The sequence below is a fragment of the Nocardioides sp. CPCC 206347 genome, from assembly GCF_048654605.1.
In the GTDB taxonomy this organism is placed as follows: Bacteria; Actinomycetota; Actinomycetes; order Propionibacteriales; family Nocardioidaceae; genus Nocardioides.
The window spans coordinates 1,078,890-1,093,672 of record NZ_JBMCYZ010000001.1 but is presented as its reverse complement, the minus strand read 5'-3'; the positions used below and the strand labels follow the sequence as shown (position 1 = coordinate 1,093,672).

The window sequence follows — 14,783 nt, the reverse complement described above, 5'->3', positions numbered from 1 at the left end:
CGTCTCGAGACCCGAAGCCCCGCCACTCTCGCGAGTGGCGGGGCTTCGTTCCTTTTGTACGACGACGGCTCAGCAGCCAGCTTCGGTGAAGGCGCACATCCGGGCGATCACGTCGGCCGACTCCGCGGTGATCTCGTCGACGATGACGTTCTCCCGGCCCTGCGGGTTGCCCGAGTGGCCGGAGTGGGCGACGACCAGGACGGAGAGGCCGACGCGGACCACGAGGAGCGTCTCCCCGAAGGTCGTCGATGCCCCGTTGAACTCGTCCCAGCCGAGCACGGCGAACGACTCGCCGCCGACGGTGCCTTCGCGAACCGCCCACTTCGGTGTGTAGCCGTCGTCGCGGGTCTCGCCGACCGGGCAGTCCATGAAGATCGTCCGGATGTCCCCGATGGCGGCGATGGCCTCGTCGACCGTGGAGTACGTCGTCAGCTGCCGGGTGCGGTAGTCCTCCACGTTCGACCACTGGGCCGTCAGCCGGTCGGCGTGCGGTGCGTCCGGCAGCGCCGTCTCGCAGGGAGCGAAGGGCAGCGGCTCCAGGTCGCGAGCGGGTCCGACGATGCCGTCCTCTCCGGGCTCGGCCTCGCTGGCGTCCGGCCAGCGGGAGATGAGCGGGAAGTCCGGTGCAATCGCCGGGTTCACGGTGCTGCTGGTGGGTGCCGACGGGTCGGAGGTCGTCGGGGAGCCCGGTTCGTCCGCTGCTCCGTCCAGCCGGTCGGCTGCCTTCGGGATCATCCGCTTGACCGGCGTTCCGCCCTCCTCGTCGAGGAAGTTGTAGTCCTGGCCGTTGATCGTCACTGCGATCGCCGCGATCCGGTCGCCCTGGAGGACGAGGCCGGTCTCGTTGATGTAGCTGGTCTCACCGAGCGGGTCCTCGGACTCCGGCTCCAGCGTCCAGTTGAGGTCGTAGATGACGGCCTCGGTGCCGGAGGACACGGGGACGGTCCGTGCGTCGGGCACGACGTTGGTGCGGTCGGCATCGGGGAACTCACAGTCGAGGACCCACTGGGCGAACGTGTCGTACGCCGAGCGTGCAGCCGCCGGGGACGTGAACTCCGCGATCTGCTCGACCAGCCGGTCACGAGGCGCCTCCGGTGGGGCGACGTCACCGGGGTCGAGCTGCGGGACGTACTCGAAGGCGCGGGTGAAGCTGTTCGTCGCACCCAGCTCGCTGAGCGCCTGCTGCTGGCACGGGTGGTACACCGCCTGGCCGTCGCCCTCGAAGGTCTCGCTGGTGCGCCAGGGCGTCTTGTCGTTCGGGAAGTACTCGGTGTCCGCGTCGCGGAGCAGGTTCTCGGCGCTCAGCGACTGCGCGTTCGCCTTGTCGTCGGCGATGTCGTTGTTGTCGTCGGCCTTCGGGTTGCCTCCGGCGATCGCGAGGATCGGGACGGCGACAGCGGCCACGGCCAGGGCCGAGGCGCCCGCCACCAGGGCAGTACGACGGCGGCGGATCTGGTCGCCGCGGCGTCGGACGGCGGCTGCGGAGAGCGGCATGTCGCCTCCTGTTCCTGTGCTGAAGTCGTCGCCGAACCGGGACAGATCGTTGATCGGGTCGTGCTCAGACATGGGTCATCCCCCCTCCCGCGAGGCCGGTCTCGTCGGCCAGCAGCGCGGCCAGGGCCACGCGTCCCCGGCTGAGCCGGGCCTTGATGGTTCCCTCGGGAACGCCCACCTCGGCAGCGACCTGCTGCACCGGGAGGTCGGCGATGTGGTGCAGGACCAGCGCCTGGCGCTGGGCCTCGGGCAGTCGCTTGAGGGCGGCCACCAGGGCGACGTGCGACTCGTCGACCGCCGGAGCGACGCCGCTGTGGCCGACCGCCCGGTCGGGCGAGCGCTCACCGCGCTTGCGACGGCGCCACCTGCTCACCGCGATGCGGTAGGCGGTGGTGCGAACCCAGGCTTCCGGGTACTCGGCCCTGTCCAGCTTGCGACGGTGGGCCCAGGCGCGAGCGAACGCCTCCTGGACGCACTCGGTGGCCTCATCGAAGTCCCCGATCATCGCGTAGACCTGGCCGGTCACCCGTCGGAACGACGCTGCGTAGAACTCGTCGAATTCGTTCGCCTCCACGTCGACCTCCTCACGGACCGATCTGCGCGCCCCCAGGTGGGGCTGTCGGGAGTGATACGCCCGACGCAGGGGCGGGGTTGCATCCCTCTCCGAACTTTCCGGATCGAGCTTTCCCGAGGGTACGGCGACGGGTCGGTCAGCCGGCCTTGTACGCCGCCATCACGGCGAGCCGCTCGAGGGTCCGTCGGGTCAGCGCCACGAAGTCGCTCTCGGCGATTCGGGCGCGCGGCGCGGCGACGAACACGAGGAGGGAGACCGAGGTGCCGCTGCGGAGCACGGCGACGTCGTACTCGACGGTGCGGTCGCCGGGCAGCGCGGTGCTGAGGCGCCAGGCGGTCAGCGCGGACTTGCCGGTGCTGCTGTTCGCGAGCTGCTTCACCTCGGTGCCGGCGCTCTTGTCGAGGTCCGGGCAGGCCGCGATCTGCTCGCGGATTCGGCGCACGAAGGCGCGTGCGGTCTCGACCGGGAGCGCCCCGACGGTCTGGGTGAGGCCGACCTCCGGCGGCAGCTTGGACTCGCTCAGGACGAAGGTGCGGAACTGGTTGGCCTGGATCTTCGTCTTGCGGAAGGTCCCGAACAGGTGCGCCGTCGTGCAGCCGATCGCGCCGGAGTCGACCCGGTCCTCGGTCAGTGCGGTCGCCGGGGTGCCGACCCACGGGCCCTGGTCGCGGCTCAGCGGCGGCAGGTCGACCTCGGAGAGCATCCACGGCACCTTGCCGACGGGGTACGCCGCCCGGTTGACCAGCTTCGTGTCGGTCCGTGCGCACGCCCCACCGTCGGCCAGCGCGCAGAGCCGGTTGACGGCAGCGGACAGCAGCGCGGCGACACCCTCGCGGCGTACTGCCGCGCCGGCGGTCGTGGTGGCGACCGAGGTGGTCGTGGTGAACAGGCCGGAGCGGGCCACCCCGACGACGTACTTGGTCTTGTCCACCCGCGAGCGCAGCACCATCAGGCTGGCCTGGTCGCCGACTCCGGGCAGGTCGGCGGTGCTGACCAGCTGGATCCGCGGGATCGCGGACGGGTCGTCGGCGGGGGTGGGACACGAGGTGAGCCAGCGCAGGGTGCGGCGGTAGGTGCGGATCGCGCGCGGCTCGGCCGCGGACGCCTCGGCGAACTGGATCACCGTGCGGGTGGCGGTCCTCGGTGGGGCGTTGCGGAAGGCGCGGACCCACGCGGCGGTGCCCTGCGGGTCGGCGTACCGGTCGGGCTGGCAGGGGAGGACCCGGCCGTTGCCGGTGGAGTTGTCGACGGTGCCGCTCAGCTGCCAGCCGCGGCCGGGGAGTGTGTCCTGGACGGTCTGCAGCTGCAGCAGTGCTGTGTCGGGCAGCGTGTTGATGGCAGGTCCGGACGGCGGAGGCGCGGTCGCGGCGGGGATGCCCTCACGGTGCAACGTCGGGCGGGCGCCCGTGGCATCCATCGCGACCGCGCCGCTGGCGACGAGCGCGACCACGGCGGTCGCGCCCCCGATGATCGTGTGGGCGCGGCGGCGGGCGATGCCCGCGCGGCGGATGATCGTCACCCGCGGCCAGGTGACGCTGCGGGTCGCCGGCGCCAACGAGTTGAACGACAGCGGGATCGCCGACGTGGGGATGTTCAGCTGCGTGGCCAGCTGTGCCGCGCCGAGCTGCAGCTCACGCTCGGCTGCTTCCAGCGGCAGGCCCACCTCGTGGGCCATCTCGTCCATCGACACCGCGGCCAGCTGGGTCAGCAGGAGCGCCTTGCGCTGGGCGAGGGGCAGTGCGGCCAGGGCGTCGAGGATGTTGCGGCTCTGCTCGTCGAGGTCCTTGCGCCGCCGCAGCGGACGGGTGTTGCTGCGGCGCAGCGCCTTGCGCCACGCAGCGGGGCGGACCGACATCTCCGGGTCGGCCAGCCGGGAGGTCTTGCGCCAGTGGTGCCACGCGACGACGTACGCCTCCCGGACCGCGCTGCGGGCCACCGAGAGGTCCCCGGTCAGGGCGAAGGTCTGCAGCAGCAACCGGTCACGGGCGTCGCGGTAGAAGGCGTCGAAGCTCGCGGTGAGGTCCGCGTTGCTGACGTACGACGGCGCGCCGGCGGGCTGGGCGTCGGACGGCGAAGCGGCGTTCGGGCGGGACACGGTCATGACCCGACAACCGTACGACCATCGGGGTTGTTGCGGCGTGGCGACCCACCTCGCTCAGGGTCCGGGCGTGAAGATGGACGCACCATGACGTCGCTCCAGTCCTCCTCGGCGCGCAGCACCGGTGCCGCCCGCACTGCCAAAGGCGGTCGGACTGACGCCGCGCTGCGCCAGGACCTCGCCACCAGCCGCCCGCTGGTGCCGACCGCGACCATCGGCGGCGCGCTGGCCGCCGGCGGACCGCTGCTGGTCTGCCTGGCCGTGGCCGTCGTGGGCTGGTTCCTCACCAACGCCGGCGGCGAGGGCAGCCCGAGCGGCGCGCTGCGGGTCGGCGCGCACGGCTGGCTGGCCGCCCACGGCTCGGGCGTCTCCGTCGAAGGCATCCGGCTGACCGCGATCCCGCTCGGCCTCACCCTGCTGTGTGCCTGGGCGACCTGGCGGGTCGGTCACCGGGTCGGCGAGTCGGTCTCCGGACACGGTCCCGACGCCGCCCGGATCGCCGACGGCGAACGGGACTGGACCGTCCCGATCGCTTCGGGGCTGTTCACCCTCGGGTACGCCGTCGTGGGTGTCGTCGCGTGTGCCGTTGCCTCGACGGCGGCGTCGTCCCCGAGCCCGGCACGCGTCGTGCTCTGGTCGATCCTGGTCGGTGGAGTGGCCGGGATGCCTGCCATCGCCCTCGGCTCCGGCCGCGCCTCGATCTGGCTGCCCGTCGTCCCGGACGCGGTGCGGGACGTCGCGCAGGTGGCCTGGCGGATCCTGCGCACCTGGTTCGCGATCAGCCTGTTCGCCCTCTTCGCAGCGTTCGTCCTGGACTTCTCGACCGCCGCCAACGTGGTCTCCCAGCTGCACGCCGACGCCGGCGCCATCGCGCTGATGGCGCTCGCGACCGCCGCGGTCCTGCCCAACGCAGTGCTGTTCTCCAGCTCCTACGTCCTGGGCCCGGGTTTCGCCGTCGGCACCGGCACCACGGTCTCGACGAGCCTGGTCGTGCTCGGCCCGCTCCCGATGTTCCCCCTGCTGGCCGCACTCCCCGACCAGGGCCCGACCCCGTGGTGGACCGGCTGGCTGATGGTCATCCCCGTCGTCGTCGCCGCGGTCGTCGCGGGCCGCGTGCAGCGTGACCGCCCGGTCCTCGCCTGGGACCGGGCCGCCATCCGCGGCTGCGCAGGCGGCATCACAGCGGGCGTCGTACTCGCCATCCTCACGGCGTTCGCCGGGGGAGCGGTCGGCCCCGGCCGGATGAGCGCCGTCGGGCCGTACACCTTCGACGTCCTGCTCCACGCCATCACGTCCTTCGGGATCGGGGGCGTCGCCGGCGCCCTGCTCGTGTGCTGGTGGCAGCGTGACGGCGGCGACTGGCTGAGTGCGCGCCTCGGTGCGGTCCGGGCACGGTTGCCGCGGCTCCCGTTCCGTCGCTGAACCCCTAGACTCCGGGCCGTGCCATCGCCCACCCGCCTCGTCGTCCTCGTGTCCGGCTCGGGCACGAACCTCCAGGCGTTGCTGGACGCCTGCACCGACGAGGCGTACGGCGCGAAGGTCGTCGCGGTGGGTGCGGACCGCGAGGGCATCGAGGGCCTCGCCCGGGCAGAGGCAGTGGGCGTGCCGACGTTCACCGCGAAGGTGAAGGACTACACCTCGCGGGAGCACTGGGACCGCGCCCTGGCGGACAAGGTGGCCGCGTTCGAGCCCGACGTCGTCGTACTCGCGGGGTTCATGAAGCTGGTCGGCGAGACCTTCCTCGACGCCTTCGGTGGGCGCACGGTCAACACCCACCCGGCCCTGTCGCCGTCGTTCCCCGGGATGCACGGGCCGCGCGAGGCGCTGGAGTACGGCGTCAAGGTGACCGGTGCGACGTTGTTCATCGTCGACGCGGGGGTCGACACGGGCGCGATCGTCGCCCAGACCACCGTTCCCGTCGATGACGACGACACCGAGGAGACGCTCCACGAGCGGATCAAGGTCGCCGAGCGGGCGATGCTGGTTGACGCGGTCGGCAAGATGGCCCGGGAGGGCTTCTCGGTCGAGGGGCGCCGGGTTCGCTTCGGAGGCTGACTCAGAAGTAGAATCGCCGGCACACGACTGGCGCAGGTGGGCAACCACCAGGGAGTGACGAGTCGGCATCGATCGCCTGGGTGCCCTCATCGACTGGCATCGACCGATGAGGAAACTGAATCGCCATGACTGACCGGATCCAGATCAAGCGCGCACTGATCTCCGTCTTCGACAAGACCGGCCTCGAGGACCTCGTCCGCGGCCTCCACGACGCCGGCGTCGAGCTCGTCTCGACCGGCGGCTCGGCCGCCCTGATCGACAGCCTCGGCCTGCCTGTCACGAAGGTGGAGGACCTCACCGGCTTCCCCGAGTGCCTCGACGGCCGCGTGAAGACGCTCCACCCACGCGTCCACGCCGGCATCCTCGCCGACCGTCGCCTGCCCGAGCACGTGCAGCAGCTCGAGGAGCTCGAGGTCGCGCCGTTCGACATCGTCGTCGTGAACCTCTACCCGTTCGCGGCCACGGTCGCCTCCGGCGCCGGCATCGACGACTGCATCGAGAAGATCGACATCGGCGGCCCCTCCATGGTCCGCGCCGCCGCCAAGAACCACCCCTCCGTCGCGATCGTCACCGACGGTGCCGACTATGCGCGGGCCCTCGAGGCCACCCGGGAGGGTGGCTTCACCCTGGAGGAGCGCAAGGCGCTCGCCGCCAAGGCGTTCGTCCACACGGCGACGTACGACGTCCAGGTCGCCTCCTGGATGGGCAGCGTGCTCACCGACAGCACCGTCGAGGACGGCATCAGCACCGGCTTCCCGGCCTGGGTCGGCGGCACCTACGACAAGTCCGCGGTCCTCCGGTACGGCGAGAACCCGCACCAGCCCGCCGCGCTCTACCGCAACGGCTTCGGGCCGGGTGGCCTCGCGGCTGCCGAGCAGCTGCACGGCAAGGAGATGTCCTACAACAACTACGTCGACACGGACGCGGCCCGCCGGGCGGCGTACGACCACGGTGACCTCCCGACGGTGGCGATCATCAAGCACGCCAACCCGTGCGGCATCGCCGTCGGCGCCGACGTGGCCGAGGCCCACCGCCGCGCCCACGAGTGCGACCCGGTCTCCGCGTTCGGCGGGGTCATCGCGACCAACGTGAACGTCTCGAAGCAGATGGCCGAGCAGGTCGCCGAGATCTTCACCGAGGTCATCGTCGCCCCCGGGTACGACGAAGGCGCGGTCGAGGTGCTGCAGGGCAAGAAGAACATCCGGATCCTCGTCGCCGAACCGCTCGCACAGGGTGGCGTCGAGACCCGCCCGATCAGCGGCGGCCTGCTGATGCAGCACGCCGACCGCTTCCAGGCCGATGGCGACGACCCGGCCAACTGGACGCTCGCGACCGGACAGGCTGCCGACGAGCAGACCCTCGCCGACCTCGCGTTCGCGTGGCGCTCGGTGCGGGCCGCGAAGTCCAACGCGATCCTGCTCGCCACCGGCGGTTCCTCGGTCGGCATCGGCATGGGCCAGGTCAACCGCGTCGACTCCTGCAGGCTCGCGGTGACCCGGGCGGGGGAGCGGGCCACCGGTTCGGTGGCCGCGTCCGACGCCTTCTTCCCGTTCGCCGACGGCCCGCAGATCCTGCTCGACGCGGGCGTGAAGGCGATCGTGCAGCCGGGTGGCTCGGTGCGTGACGACGAGACCATCGCGGCCTGCGAAGCGGCGGGGGTCACCATGTACTTCACCGGCACCCGGCATTTCGCGCACTGACAGGATGACCACCGTGACTGCACAGAAGCTCGACGGCTCCGCCACTGCGGCGGCCATCAAGGACGAACTGCGTGCCCGCGTCGCCGCGCTGAAGGAGCAGGGCATCACGCCCGGTCTCGGCACGGTCCTGGTCGGTGACGACCCGGGCTCGCGCTGGTACGTCAACGGCAAGCACAAGGACTGCGCGGAGGTCGGCATCGCGTCGATCCGCGTCGACCTGCCCGAGGTCGCCACCCAGCAGGAGATCGAGGACGCCGTCGCGGCCCTCAACGAGGACCCTGCCTGCACCGGCTACATCGTGCAGCTGCCGTTGCCGCGCGGTCGCGACGAGAACCGCGTGCTCGGCCTGATCGACCCTGCCAAGGACGCCGACGGCCTGCACCCGACCAACCTCGGCTGGCTGGTCCTCGGCAACGAGGCGCCGCTGCCGTGCACGCCGTACGGCATCGTCGAGCTGCTGCGTCGCCACGACGTCCCGATCGCGGGGGCCAACGTGGTCGTGGTGGGCCGCGGCATCACCGTCGGTCGTCCGCTGGGCCTGCTGCTGACCCGCCGGTCCGAGAACGCCACCGTCACGCTGTGCCACACCGGCACCGTCGACCTGGCCGCGCACGTGCGCGAGGCCGACATCGTGGTCGCTGCCGCCGGCGTGCCCGGCATCATCACCGCCGACATGGTCAAGCCCGGCGCGGCCGTGCTCGACGTCGGTGTCAGCCGGGTCGATGGCAAGATCGCCGGGGACGTCGCCGATGACGTCTGGGACGTCGCGGGCTGGGTGTCGCCGAACCCGGGTGGCGTCGGACCGATGACGCGCGCGATGCTGCTGGCCAACGTGGTCACCATGGCCGAGCAGGCCGCGCACGAGGGCGGGAAGGCAGCGCACTGAACGACGACCTGGAGGGCGTAGCGGCGGTCCCGGTCACCCCGGAGCCGGTGCCTATCGGCGAGCGCGCGCCCCGGCGCTACGCGCCCGCGACGATCGGCGGCTTCTGCTATCTCGCGATCCTGGGCGGCACCCTTGCCGGCGTCGTCGTCGCGGCCATCTCCGACTGGCGGCTCGGAATCACGATCATCTCCGGAGTGCTCGGCTTTGCCGCCGTCATGCGGCTCGCGCTGCCGGAGAAGGACGCCGGCATGCTCGCCATCCGCCACCGCTTCCTGGACGTCACGATCCTGCTGGCCATCGGGATCACCTTGTTCCTGCTGGCCCAGACGATCCCGGATCAGCCGGTCTAGCGCGAGTTGGGGTTTGTCACCCCCGAGTTGTACGAAAACACCACACCCCACGACCTACGGGCCGCGGGGTGTGGTGTTTTCGTACAACTCGGGGGTGACAAACCCCAACTCGCGTCAGATGAGGCCGAGCTCCGTGACGGCAGCCTTCTCGTCGGCGAGCTCGGCGACGGACGCGTCGATCTTGCCGCGCGAGAAGTCGTCGATCTCGAGGCCCTGGACGATGCTCCAGTCGCCGTTCGCGGTGGTGACCGGGAACGAGGAGACGAGGCCCTCGGGGACGCCGTAGGAACCGTCGGAGACGACGGCCATGGAGACCCAGTCGCCGGCCGGGGTGCCGTTGAGCCAGTCGCGGGCAGCGTCGCAGGTCGCCGAGGCGGCCGAGGCGGCCGAGGAGGCGCCACGGGCGTCGATGATCGCCGCGCCGCGCTTGGCGACGGTCGGGATGAACGTGTCGGCGATCCACGCCTGGTCGTTGACGACCTCGGCAGCGTTCTTGCCACCGATCTCGGCGTGGAAGATGTCGGGGTACTGGGTGGCCGAGTGGTTGCCCCAGATCGTGATCTTCTTGATGTCGGTGACGTCCGAGCCGGTCTTGGCGGCCAGCTGCGAGATCGCCCGGTTGTGGTCGAGGCGGGTCAGCGCCGAGAACCGGTCCTTGGGGATGTCAGGGGCGTTCGTCGCGGCGATGAGCGCGTTGGTGTTGGCCGGGTTGCCGGTGACACCGATGCGGACGTCGTCAGCAGCGACCTTGTTGAGGGCCTTGCCCTGCGCGGTGAAGATCGCGCCGTTGGCGGCCAGCAGGTCGCCGCGCTCCATGCCGGGGCCGCGCGGGCGGGCGCCGACGAGCAGGGCGAGGTTGACGCCGTCGAAGACCTGCTCCGGGTCCGAGCCGATGACGACACCGGCGAGGTTCGGGAACGCGCAGTCGTCGAGCTCCATCACGACGCCCTCGAGGGCCTTGAGGGCCGGCTCGATCTCGAGCAGGCGGAGCTCGACGGGACGGTCACCGGCGATGGCGCCGCTGGCGATGCGGAAGAGCAGGCTGTAGCCGATCTGGCCGGCTGCGCCGGTCACGGCCACCTTGAGCGGGGTGGTGCTCACAGGAAGACTCCTAAGGGGATACGTGCGGACGCCAGCGACGCTAGCAGCGCTCGGGCGGGCGTGGGGACCCGGGCAGGGATGCGAGACGATGGCTCCATGTGGACCCAGGGGTGGACGCAAGGGTGGGCGCGCGGTCGGTCGTCGGTGGTCGCTGCTGCGCTGGTCGCGACCGCGCTCTCGGGCTGCGGTTCGGCTTCCGAGCCGAGCCCGCCCACGGGCGTCGACGGACTCGAGATCCCGACGCCGGCCCTGACCGCGGCGGACTTCGTGCCGCGCATCGACAACCCCTGGCTGCCGCTGGTGCCCGGCAACGTGTGGGTCTACTCCTCGACGTCGAGCGACGGCGAGGAGAAGATCACGGTCACCGTCCTCGACGAGACCCGCACGATCGGCGGTGTCACCGCGACCGTCGTCCACGACGTCGTCACCGACGCCGAGGGGGAGCTGGTCGAGGACACCTTCGACTGGTTCGCCCAGGACACGGCCGGCAATGTCTGGTACCTCGGCGAGGCCACGACGGAGTACGACGAAGGCGAGACCTCCACCGAAGGTTCCTGGGAGGCCGGGGTCGATGGGGCCGAGGCCGGCCTCGCGATGGCGGCCGCCCCACGGATCGGCGACGGCTACAAGATGGAGTACCTGCGCGGAGAGGCCGAGGACCAGGCGGCCGTGCTGGCGCTCGATGCCACGGCGACGGTCCCGGCCGGAACGTTCGAGGACCTGCTGGAGACCGAGGACACCACGCCGCTGGAGCCGGGCCTGGTCGAGCACAAGCTGTACGCGAAGGGCACCGGCCTGATTCGCGAGGAGACGACCGCGGGTGGCGACGAGGTCGTCGTACTCGTGTCCTTCACGCAGGAGTAGCCCGGAAATGACCACGGGGCCCGTCATGAAGACAGGCCCCGTGGGGAGTTAGCGCTCGACCGATGTCGAGTTCCCGGTCGGCAGCGCGGCGGGAGGCGTCGAAGGCGAGCTTGCTCGCCCGGATCAACGCCGGAGACGCGCTCGACCCAATGTCACTGCGGGGGACGCACCTGCGTCTGGTCGCTGGCGGGCGGAGCCCAGCCACCGGCCTGCGGTGCCTGCGGCGCCGCGGGCTGCGCGGGGATCCACTGCTGCGAGGCGGGGTCCCACTGCCAGCCGTCCTGGATGATCGGCTGCTCCGCCGGTGCACCCGGGGCCACCTGCCCCTGGTTCCACTGCTGCGTGAACGCCGGGTTGGAGGAGCCGCCGCTGCCGAAGTTCAGGCCCGATCCGGGGACCGGGTCCTCGCCGTGGCCGAACAGGAGCGGGTAGAGCAGACCGGCCACCGCACCGCCGATGAGCGGGGCGGGGATGAACGGCCAGAGCTGGACGAGCCAGTCGCCGCCGCTGAAGATGGCCGGGCCGATCGAACGCGCCGGGTTGAGCGAGGTGCCGGTCAGCGGGATCAGCATGAAGTGGATGACCGCGAGGGTCACACCGATGGCCAGCGGCGCCATCATCGCGTTCGCGGCGTTGCGCTTGTCGGTGACGGCGAGGATCACGAAGACGAACAGGAACGTGAAGATGACCTCGATGAGGAACGCCGCCCACCACGCGTAGTCGTAGCCACCGGCGCTGAAGCCGTTCGTGCCGAGCGGAGCGTCGACGTCGAACGCCTCGAAGCCGTCGATCCCGAGCAGCAGGATCATCAGCACGAGTGCGCCGGCGATGCCGCCGGCGATCTGGGCGCCGATGTAGGTGATCGCGTCCTTCCACGACGTACGGCCGCCCAGCGCCGCGCCCACCGAGACGGCAGGGTTGAAGTGGCCGCCGGAGACCCGTCCGAAGGCGTAGGCCATCAGGGTCACGGTCAGGCCGAACGCCAGGCCGGTCTGGACGATCTCGCCGCTGTTGACCACGGCGACGCCGCAGCCGATCAGGACGAGCGCGAAGGTGCCGATGAACTCGGCCAGGAGCTTGTGGACCGTGGTCGGTGGTGCTTCGACGGAGGCGTCAGCCATGGCTACGTCAGTCATATCTCTTCTCTTCCTCGGATCGGGTCCCGAAAGCGAACCGGGTTACGCCATTCACTCTAATCACTAGGGTGGGGGTCGAACGGGACGCCGGTCCCACGCGTCAGGTATCTTGACGTCAAGAATCCCATCCCACGGCCCAGGAGCGACGCCCGGAATGTCGAGCATCATCTACACCCACACCGACGAGGCGCCGCTGCTCGCGACGTACTCCTTCCTCCCGATCGTCGAGGCGTACGCCGCCAAGGCAGGTGTCGCGTTCGAGACGCGCGACATCTCCGTGGCTGCGCGGATCCTCGCCCAGTTCGGCCTCGCCGACGACGCCCTGACCGAGCTCGGTGAGCTGGCCAAGACGCCCGAGGCCAACATCATCAAGCTCCCCAACGTCTCCGCCTCGATCCCGCAGCTCAAGGGCGCGATCAAGGAGCTGCAGGGCCAGGGCTTCGACATTCCGGACTACCCGGAGGCGCCCGCGACCGACGAGGAGAAGGCGGTCCGCGCCAAGTACGACAAGATCAAGGGCTCCGCGGTCAACCCGGTCCTGCGTGAGGGCAACTCCGACCGTCGTGCCCCCGCGTCGGTGAAGAACTACGCGAAGAAGCACCCCCACACGAACAAGCCGTTCCCCGAGGGGTCGAAGACCAACGTCGCGACCATGAAGGACAACGACTTCGCGCACAACGAGAAGTCCGTGACCCTCGCCCAGGACGACACCCTGTCGATCGTCCTCGAGACGTCCGCCGGCGACACCATCGTGCTCAAGGAGGGCCTCAAGGTCCTGGCCGGCGAGATCGTCGACGGCACGAAGATGGAGGCCGCGCACCTGCAGGCCTTCCTCGCCAACGCGCTCGCCAGGGCCAAGGCCGACGACGTGCTGTTCTCGCTGCACCTCAAGGCCACGATGATGAAGGTCTCCGACCCGATCATCTTCGGACACGTCGTGAAGGCCTACTTCGCTGACGTCTTCGAGAAGTACGGCGCCGATCTGGCTGCCGCGGGCCTGTCGGCCAACGACGGCCTCGGTGCCATCCTGTCCGGCCTGGACGCACTGCCGAACGGCGCCGAGATCAAGGCCGCCTTCGACGCCGCCCTCGCCTCGGGTCCGCGCCTGTCCTACACGAACTCCGACAAGGGCATCACGAACCTGCACGTGCCCTCCGACGTGATCGTGGACGCCTCCATGCCCGCCCTGGTCCGCAACGGCGGCCGCCTGTGGGGCTCCGACGGCGGCGAGGACGACACCCTCGCGGTCATCCCGGACTCGTCGTACGCCGGCGTCTACCAGGCCGTCCTCGACGACGTGAAGCGCAACGGTCCGCTCGACCCGGCCACCATCGGCACGGTTCCCAACGTCGGCCTGATGGCCCAGGCGGCCGAGGAGTACGGCTCGCACGACAAGACCTTCGAGATCGCCCAGAACGGCACCGTCCGCGTCCTGGCGTCGAACGGTGACGTGCTGATCGAGCACGACGTCGAGGCCGGCGACATCTGGCGTGCCTGCCAGACCAAGGACATCCCGGTCCAGGACTGGGTGAAGCTCGCGGTCACCCGTGCCCGTGCATCCTCGACGCCGGCGATCTTCTGGCTCAACGAGTCGCGCGCCCACGACGCCGAGATCATCAAGAAGGTCCGCACCTACCTCGCCGACCACGACACCGACGGCCTCGAGATCCAGGTCCTCTCGCCCGAGCTCGCCTGCACCTACTCCCTCGAGCGCCTGCGCAAGGGCGAGGACACGATCTCGGTGACCGGCAACGTGCTGCGTGACTACAACACCGACCTGTTCCCGATCCTCGAGCTCGGCACCTCGGCCAAGATGCTGTCGGTCGTCCCGCTGATCGCGGGCGGTGGCCTCTTCGAGACCGGCGCCGGCGGTTCGGCGCCCAAGCACGTCGAGCAGCTCGTCAACGAGAACTACCTGCGCTGGGACTCGCTCGGCGAGTTCTTCGCCCTCGTTCCCTCGCTGGAGAAGTACGCCGAGCAGGCCGGCGCCCCGGCTGCGCAGATCCTGGCCGACGCCCTCGACCGGGCCACGGGCACGTTCCTCGACGAGGACCGCTCGCCCGGCCGCAAGCTCGGCACCACGGACAACCGCGGCTCGCACTTCTACCTGGCGCTCTACTGGGCCGAGGAGATCGCTGCGCAGACCGAGGACGCCGACCTGGCTGCCCTGTTCAAGACGCTCGCCGAGACGCTTCGTGCGAACGAGGACAAGATCGCGGCCGAGCTGATCGCGGTCCAGGGTTCGCCGGCCGACATCGGTGGCTACTACCACCCGGACGCGGAGAAGACGTCCGCCGTGATGCGCCCGAGCGCAACGCTGAACGGGGCCCTCGCCGCCTTCTGATTGATGGCGCGAGCGCGTCGCCCATCGAGCCGGCCACACGGACCCTTCGGGCCCGCGGGCCGGCTCGATGCGGCTTCGCCGCGGGCGCCGCGCTGCCGCGCGCGCAGTTGACTTTCCGTTGGGTTGCGTCGTCCTGGCGGCAAGCCTGCCTGAATTGCGCCTTCGGGACAGCAGGTCATTC

12 protein-coding genes are annotated in these 14,783 nt (G+C 70.7%); 7 read left to right on the top strand and 5 right to left on the bottom strand.

What is annotated here, in order from left to right; all coding sequences use genetic code 11:
• Positions 1-69: 69 nt before the first annotated feature.
• The 3 genes from ACOACQ_RS05260 to ACOACQ_RS05250 form a co-directional block, all read right to left on the bottom strand.
• A complete protein-coding gene (locus tag ACOACQ_RS05260) occupies positions 70-1,566 on the bottom strand; it encodes a hypothetical protein (RefSeq protein ID WP_420287764.1) in 1,497 nt (498 codons plus the stop codon).
• Entirely contained in the window at positions 1,559-2,068 is a 510-nt protein-coding gene (locus ACOACQ_RS05255; protein WP_378599271.1) for a SigE family RNA polymerase sigma factor, read from the bottom strand. The genes ACOACQ_RS05260 and ACOACQ_RS05255 overlap by 8 nt, the downstream gene beginning before the upstream one ends.
• A gap of 136 nt (positions 2,069-2,204) precedes the next feature.
• Entirely contained in the window at positions 2,205-4,169 is a 1,965-nt protein-coding gene (locus ACOACQ_RS05250) for a hypothetical protein (RefSeq protein WP_378599274.1), read from the bottom strand.
• An 84-nt stretch (positions 4,170-4,253) separates the two neighbouring features.
• Between ACOACQ_RS05250 and ACOACQ_RS05245 the strand changes: the two genes are divergently transcribed.
• From ACOACQ_RS05245 to ACOACQ_RS05225, 5 genes are all read left to right on the top strand, one after another.
• Positions 4,254-5,588, top strand: a complete 1,335-nt coding sequence (locus tag ACOACQ_RS05245; protein WP_378599276.1) for a DUF6350 family protein — start codon at positions 4,254-4,256, stop codon at positions 5,586-5,588.
• An 18-nt stretch (positions 5,589-5,606) separates the two neighbouring features.
• Positions 5,607-6,221 carry a phosphoribosylglycinamide formyltransferase gene (purN, locus tag ACOACQ_RS05240; protein ID WP_378599279.1) on the top strand — a complete coding sequence of 205 codons (615 nt, stop codon included), beginning with the start codon at positions 5,607-5,609 and terminating at the stop codon, positions 6,219-6,221.
• Between the two features lie 125 nt (positions 6,222-6,346).
• Positions 6,347-7,921 (top strand): bifunctional phosphoribosylaminoimidazolecarboxamide formyltransferase/IMP cyclohydrolase, encoded by a 1,575-nt coding sequence (purH, locus tag ACOACQ_RS05235; RefSeq protein ID WP_378599282.1) that lies wholly within the window; start codon positions 6,347-6,349, stop codon positions 7,919-7,921.
• Positions 7,922-7,934: 13 nt separating this feature from the next.
• Positions 7,935-8,807, top strand: a complete 873-nt coding sequence (locus ACOACQ_RS05230) for a bifunctional methylenetetrahydrofolate dehydrogenase/methenyltetrahydrofolate cyclohydrolase (RefSeq protein WP_378599285.1) — start codon at positions 7,935-7,937, stop codon at positions 8,805-8,807.
• 47 nt (positions 8,808-8,854) lie between these two features.
• Positions 8,855-9,157, top strand: a complete 303-nt coding sequence (locus ACOACQ_RS05225; RefSeq protein WP_378599288.1) for a DUF3017 domain-containing protein — start codon at positions 8,855-8,857, stop codon at positions 9,155-9,157.
• 114 nt (positions 9,158-9,271) lie between these two features.
• On the opposite strand, the gene ACOACQ_RS05220 is transcribed toward ACOACQ_RS05225, so the two are convergent.
• The gene (locus ACOACQ_RS05220) at positions 9,272-10,258 is read right to left on the bottom strand and encodes a malate dehydrogenase (protein WP_378599291.1); all 987 of its coding nucleotides are present in this window, start codon (positions 10,256-10,258) and stop codon (positions 9,272-9,274) included.
• A gap of 96 nt (positions 10,259-10,354) precedes the next feature.
• Between ACOACQ_RS05220 and ACOACQ_RS05215 the strand changes: the two genes are divergently transcribed.
• A complete protein-coding gene (locus tag ACOACQ_RS05215) occupies positions 10,355-11,122 on the top strand; it encodes a hypothetical protein (protein WP_420287763.1) in 768 nt (255 codons plus the stop codon).
• A gap of 152 nt (positions 11,123-11,274) precedes the next feature.
• Here the strand turns inward: ACOACQ_RS05215 and ACOACQ_RS05210 are convergent, their stop codons facing one another.
• Complete coding sequence (locus ACOACQ_RS05210) at positions 11,275-12,243, bottom strand: MIP/aquaporin family protein (RefSeq protein WP_420287762.1); 969 nt, start codon at positions 12,241-12,243, stop codon at positions 11,275-11,277.
• Between the two features lie 169 nt (positions 12,244-12,412).
• Between ACOACQ_RS05210 and ACOACQ_RS05205 the strand changes: the two genes are divergently transcribed.
• Positions 12,413-14,602, top strand: coding sequence for an NADP-dependent isocitrate dehydrogenase (locus ACOACQ_RS05205; protein WP_420287761.1), 2,190 nt, complete (start codon positions 12,413-12,415; stop codon positions 14,600-14,602).
• Positions 14,603-14,783 lie beyond the last annotated feature (181 nt).

Bases quoted from the DNA above. Each gene is read 5' to 3' on its own strand.
- ACOACQ_RS05260 (WP_420287764.1), bottom strand. From the start codon at position 1,566: ATGTCTGAGCACGACCCGATCAACGATCTGTCCCGGTTCGGCGACGAC.
- ACOACQ_RS05250 (WP_378599274.1), bottom strand. From the start codon at position 4,169: ATGACCGTGTCCCGCCCGAACGCCGCTTCGCCGTCCGACGCCCAGCCC.
- ACOACQ_RS05245 (WP_378599276.1), top strand. From the start codon at position 4,254: ATGACGTCGCTCCAGTCCTCCTCGGCGCGCAGCACCGGTGCCGCCCGC.
- purH (WP_378599282.1), top strand. From the start codon at position 6,347: ATGACTGACCGGATCCAGATCAAGCGCGCACTGATCTCCGTCTTCGAC.
- ACOACQ_RS05215 (WP_420287763.1), top strand. From the start codon at position 10,355: ATGTGGACCCAGGGGTGGACGCAAGGGTGGGCGCGCGGTCGGTCGTCG.
- ACOACQ_RS05210 (WP_420287762.1), bottom strand. From the start codon at position 12,243: ATGGCTGACGCCTCCGTCGAAGCACCACCGACCACGGTCCACAAGCTC.
- ACOACQ_RS05205 (WP_420287761.1), top strand. From the start codon at position 12,413: ATGTCGAGCATCATCTACACCCACACCGACGAGGCGCCGCTGCTCGCG.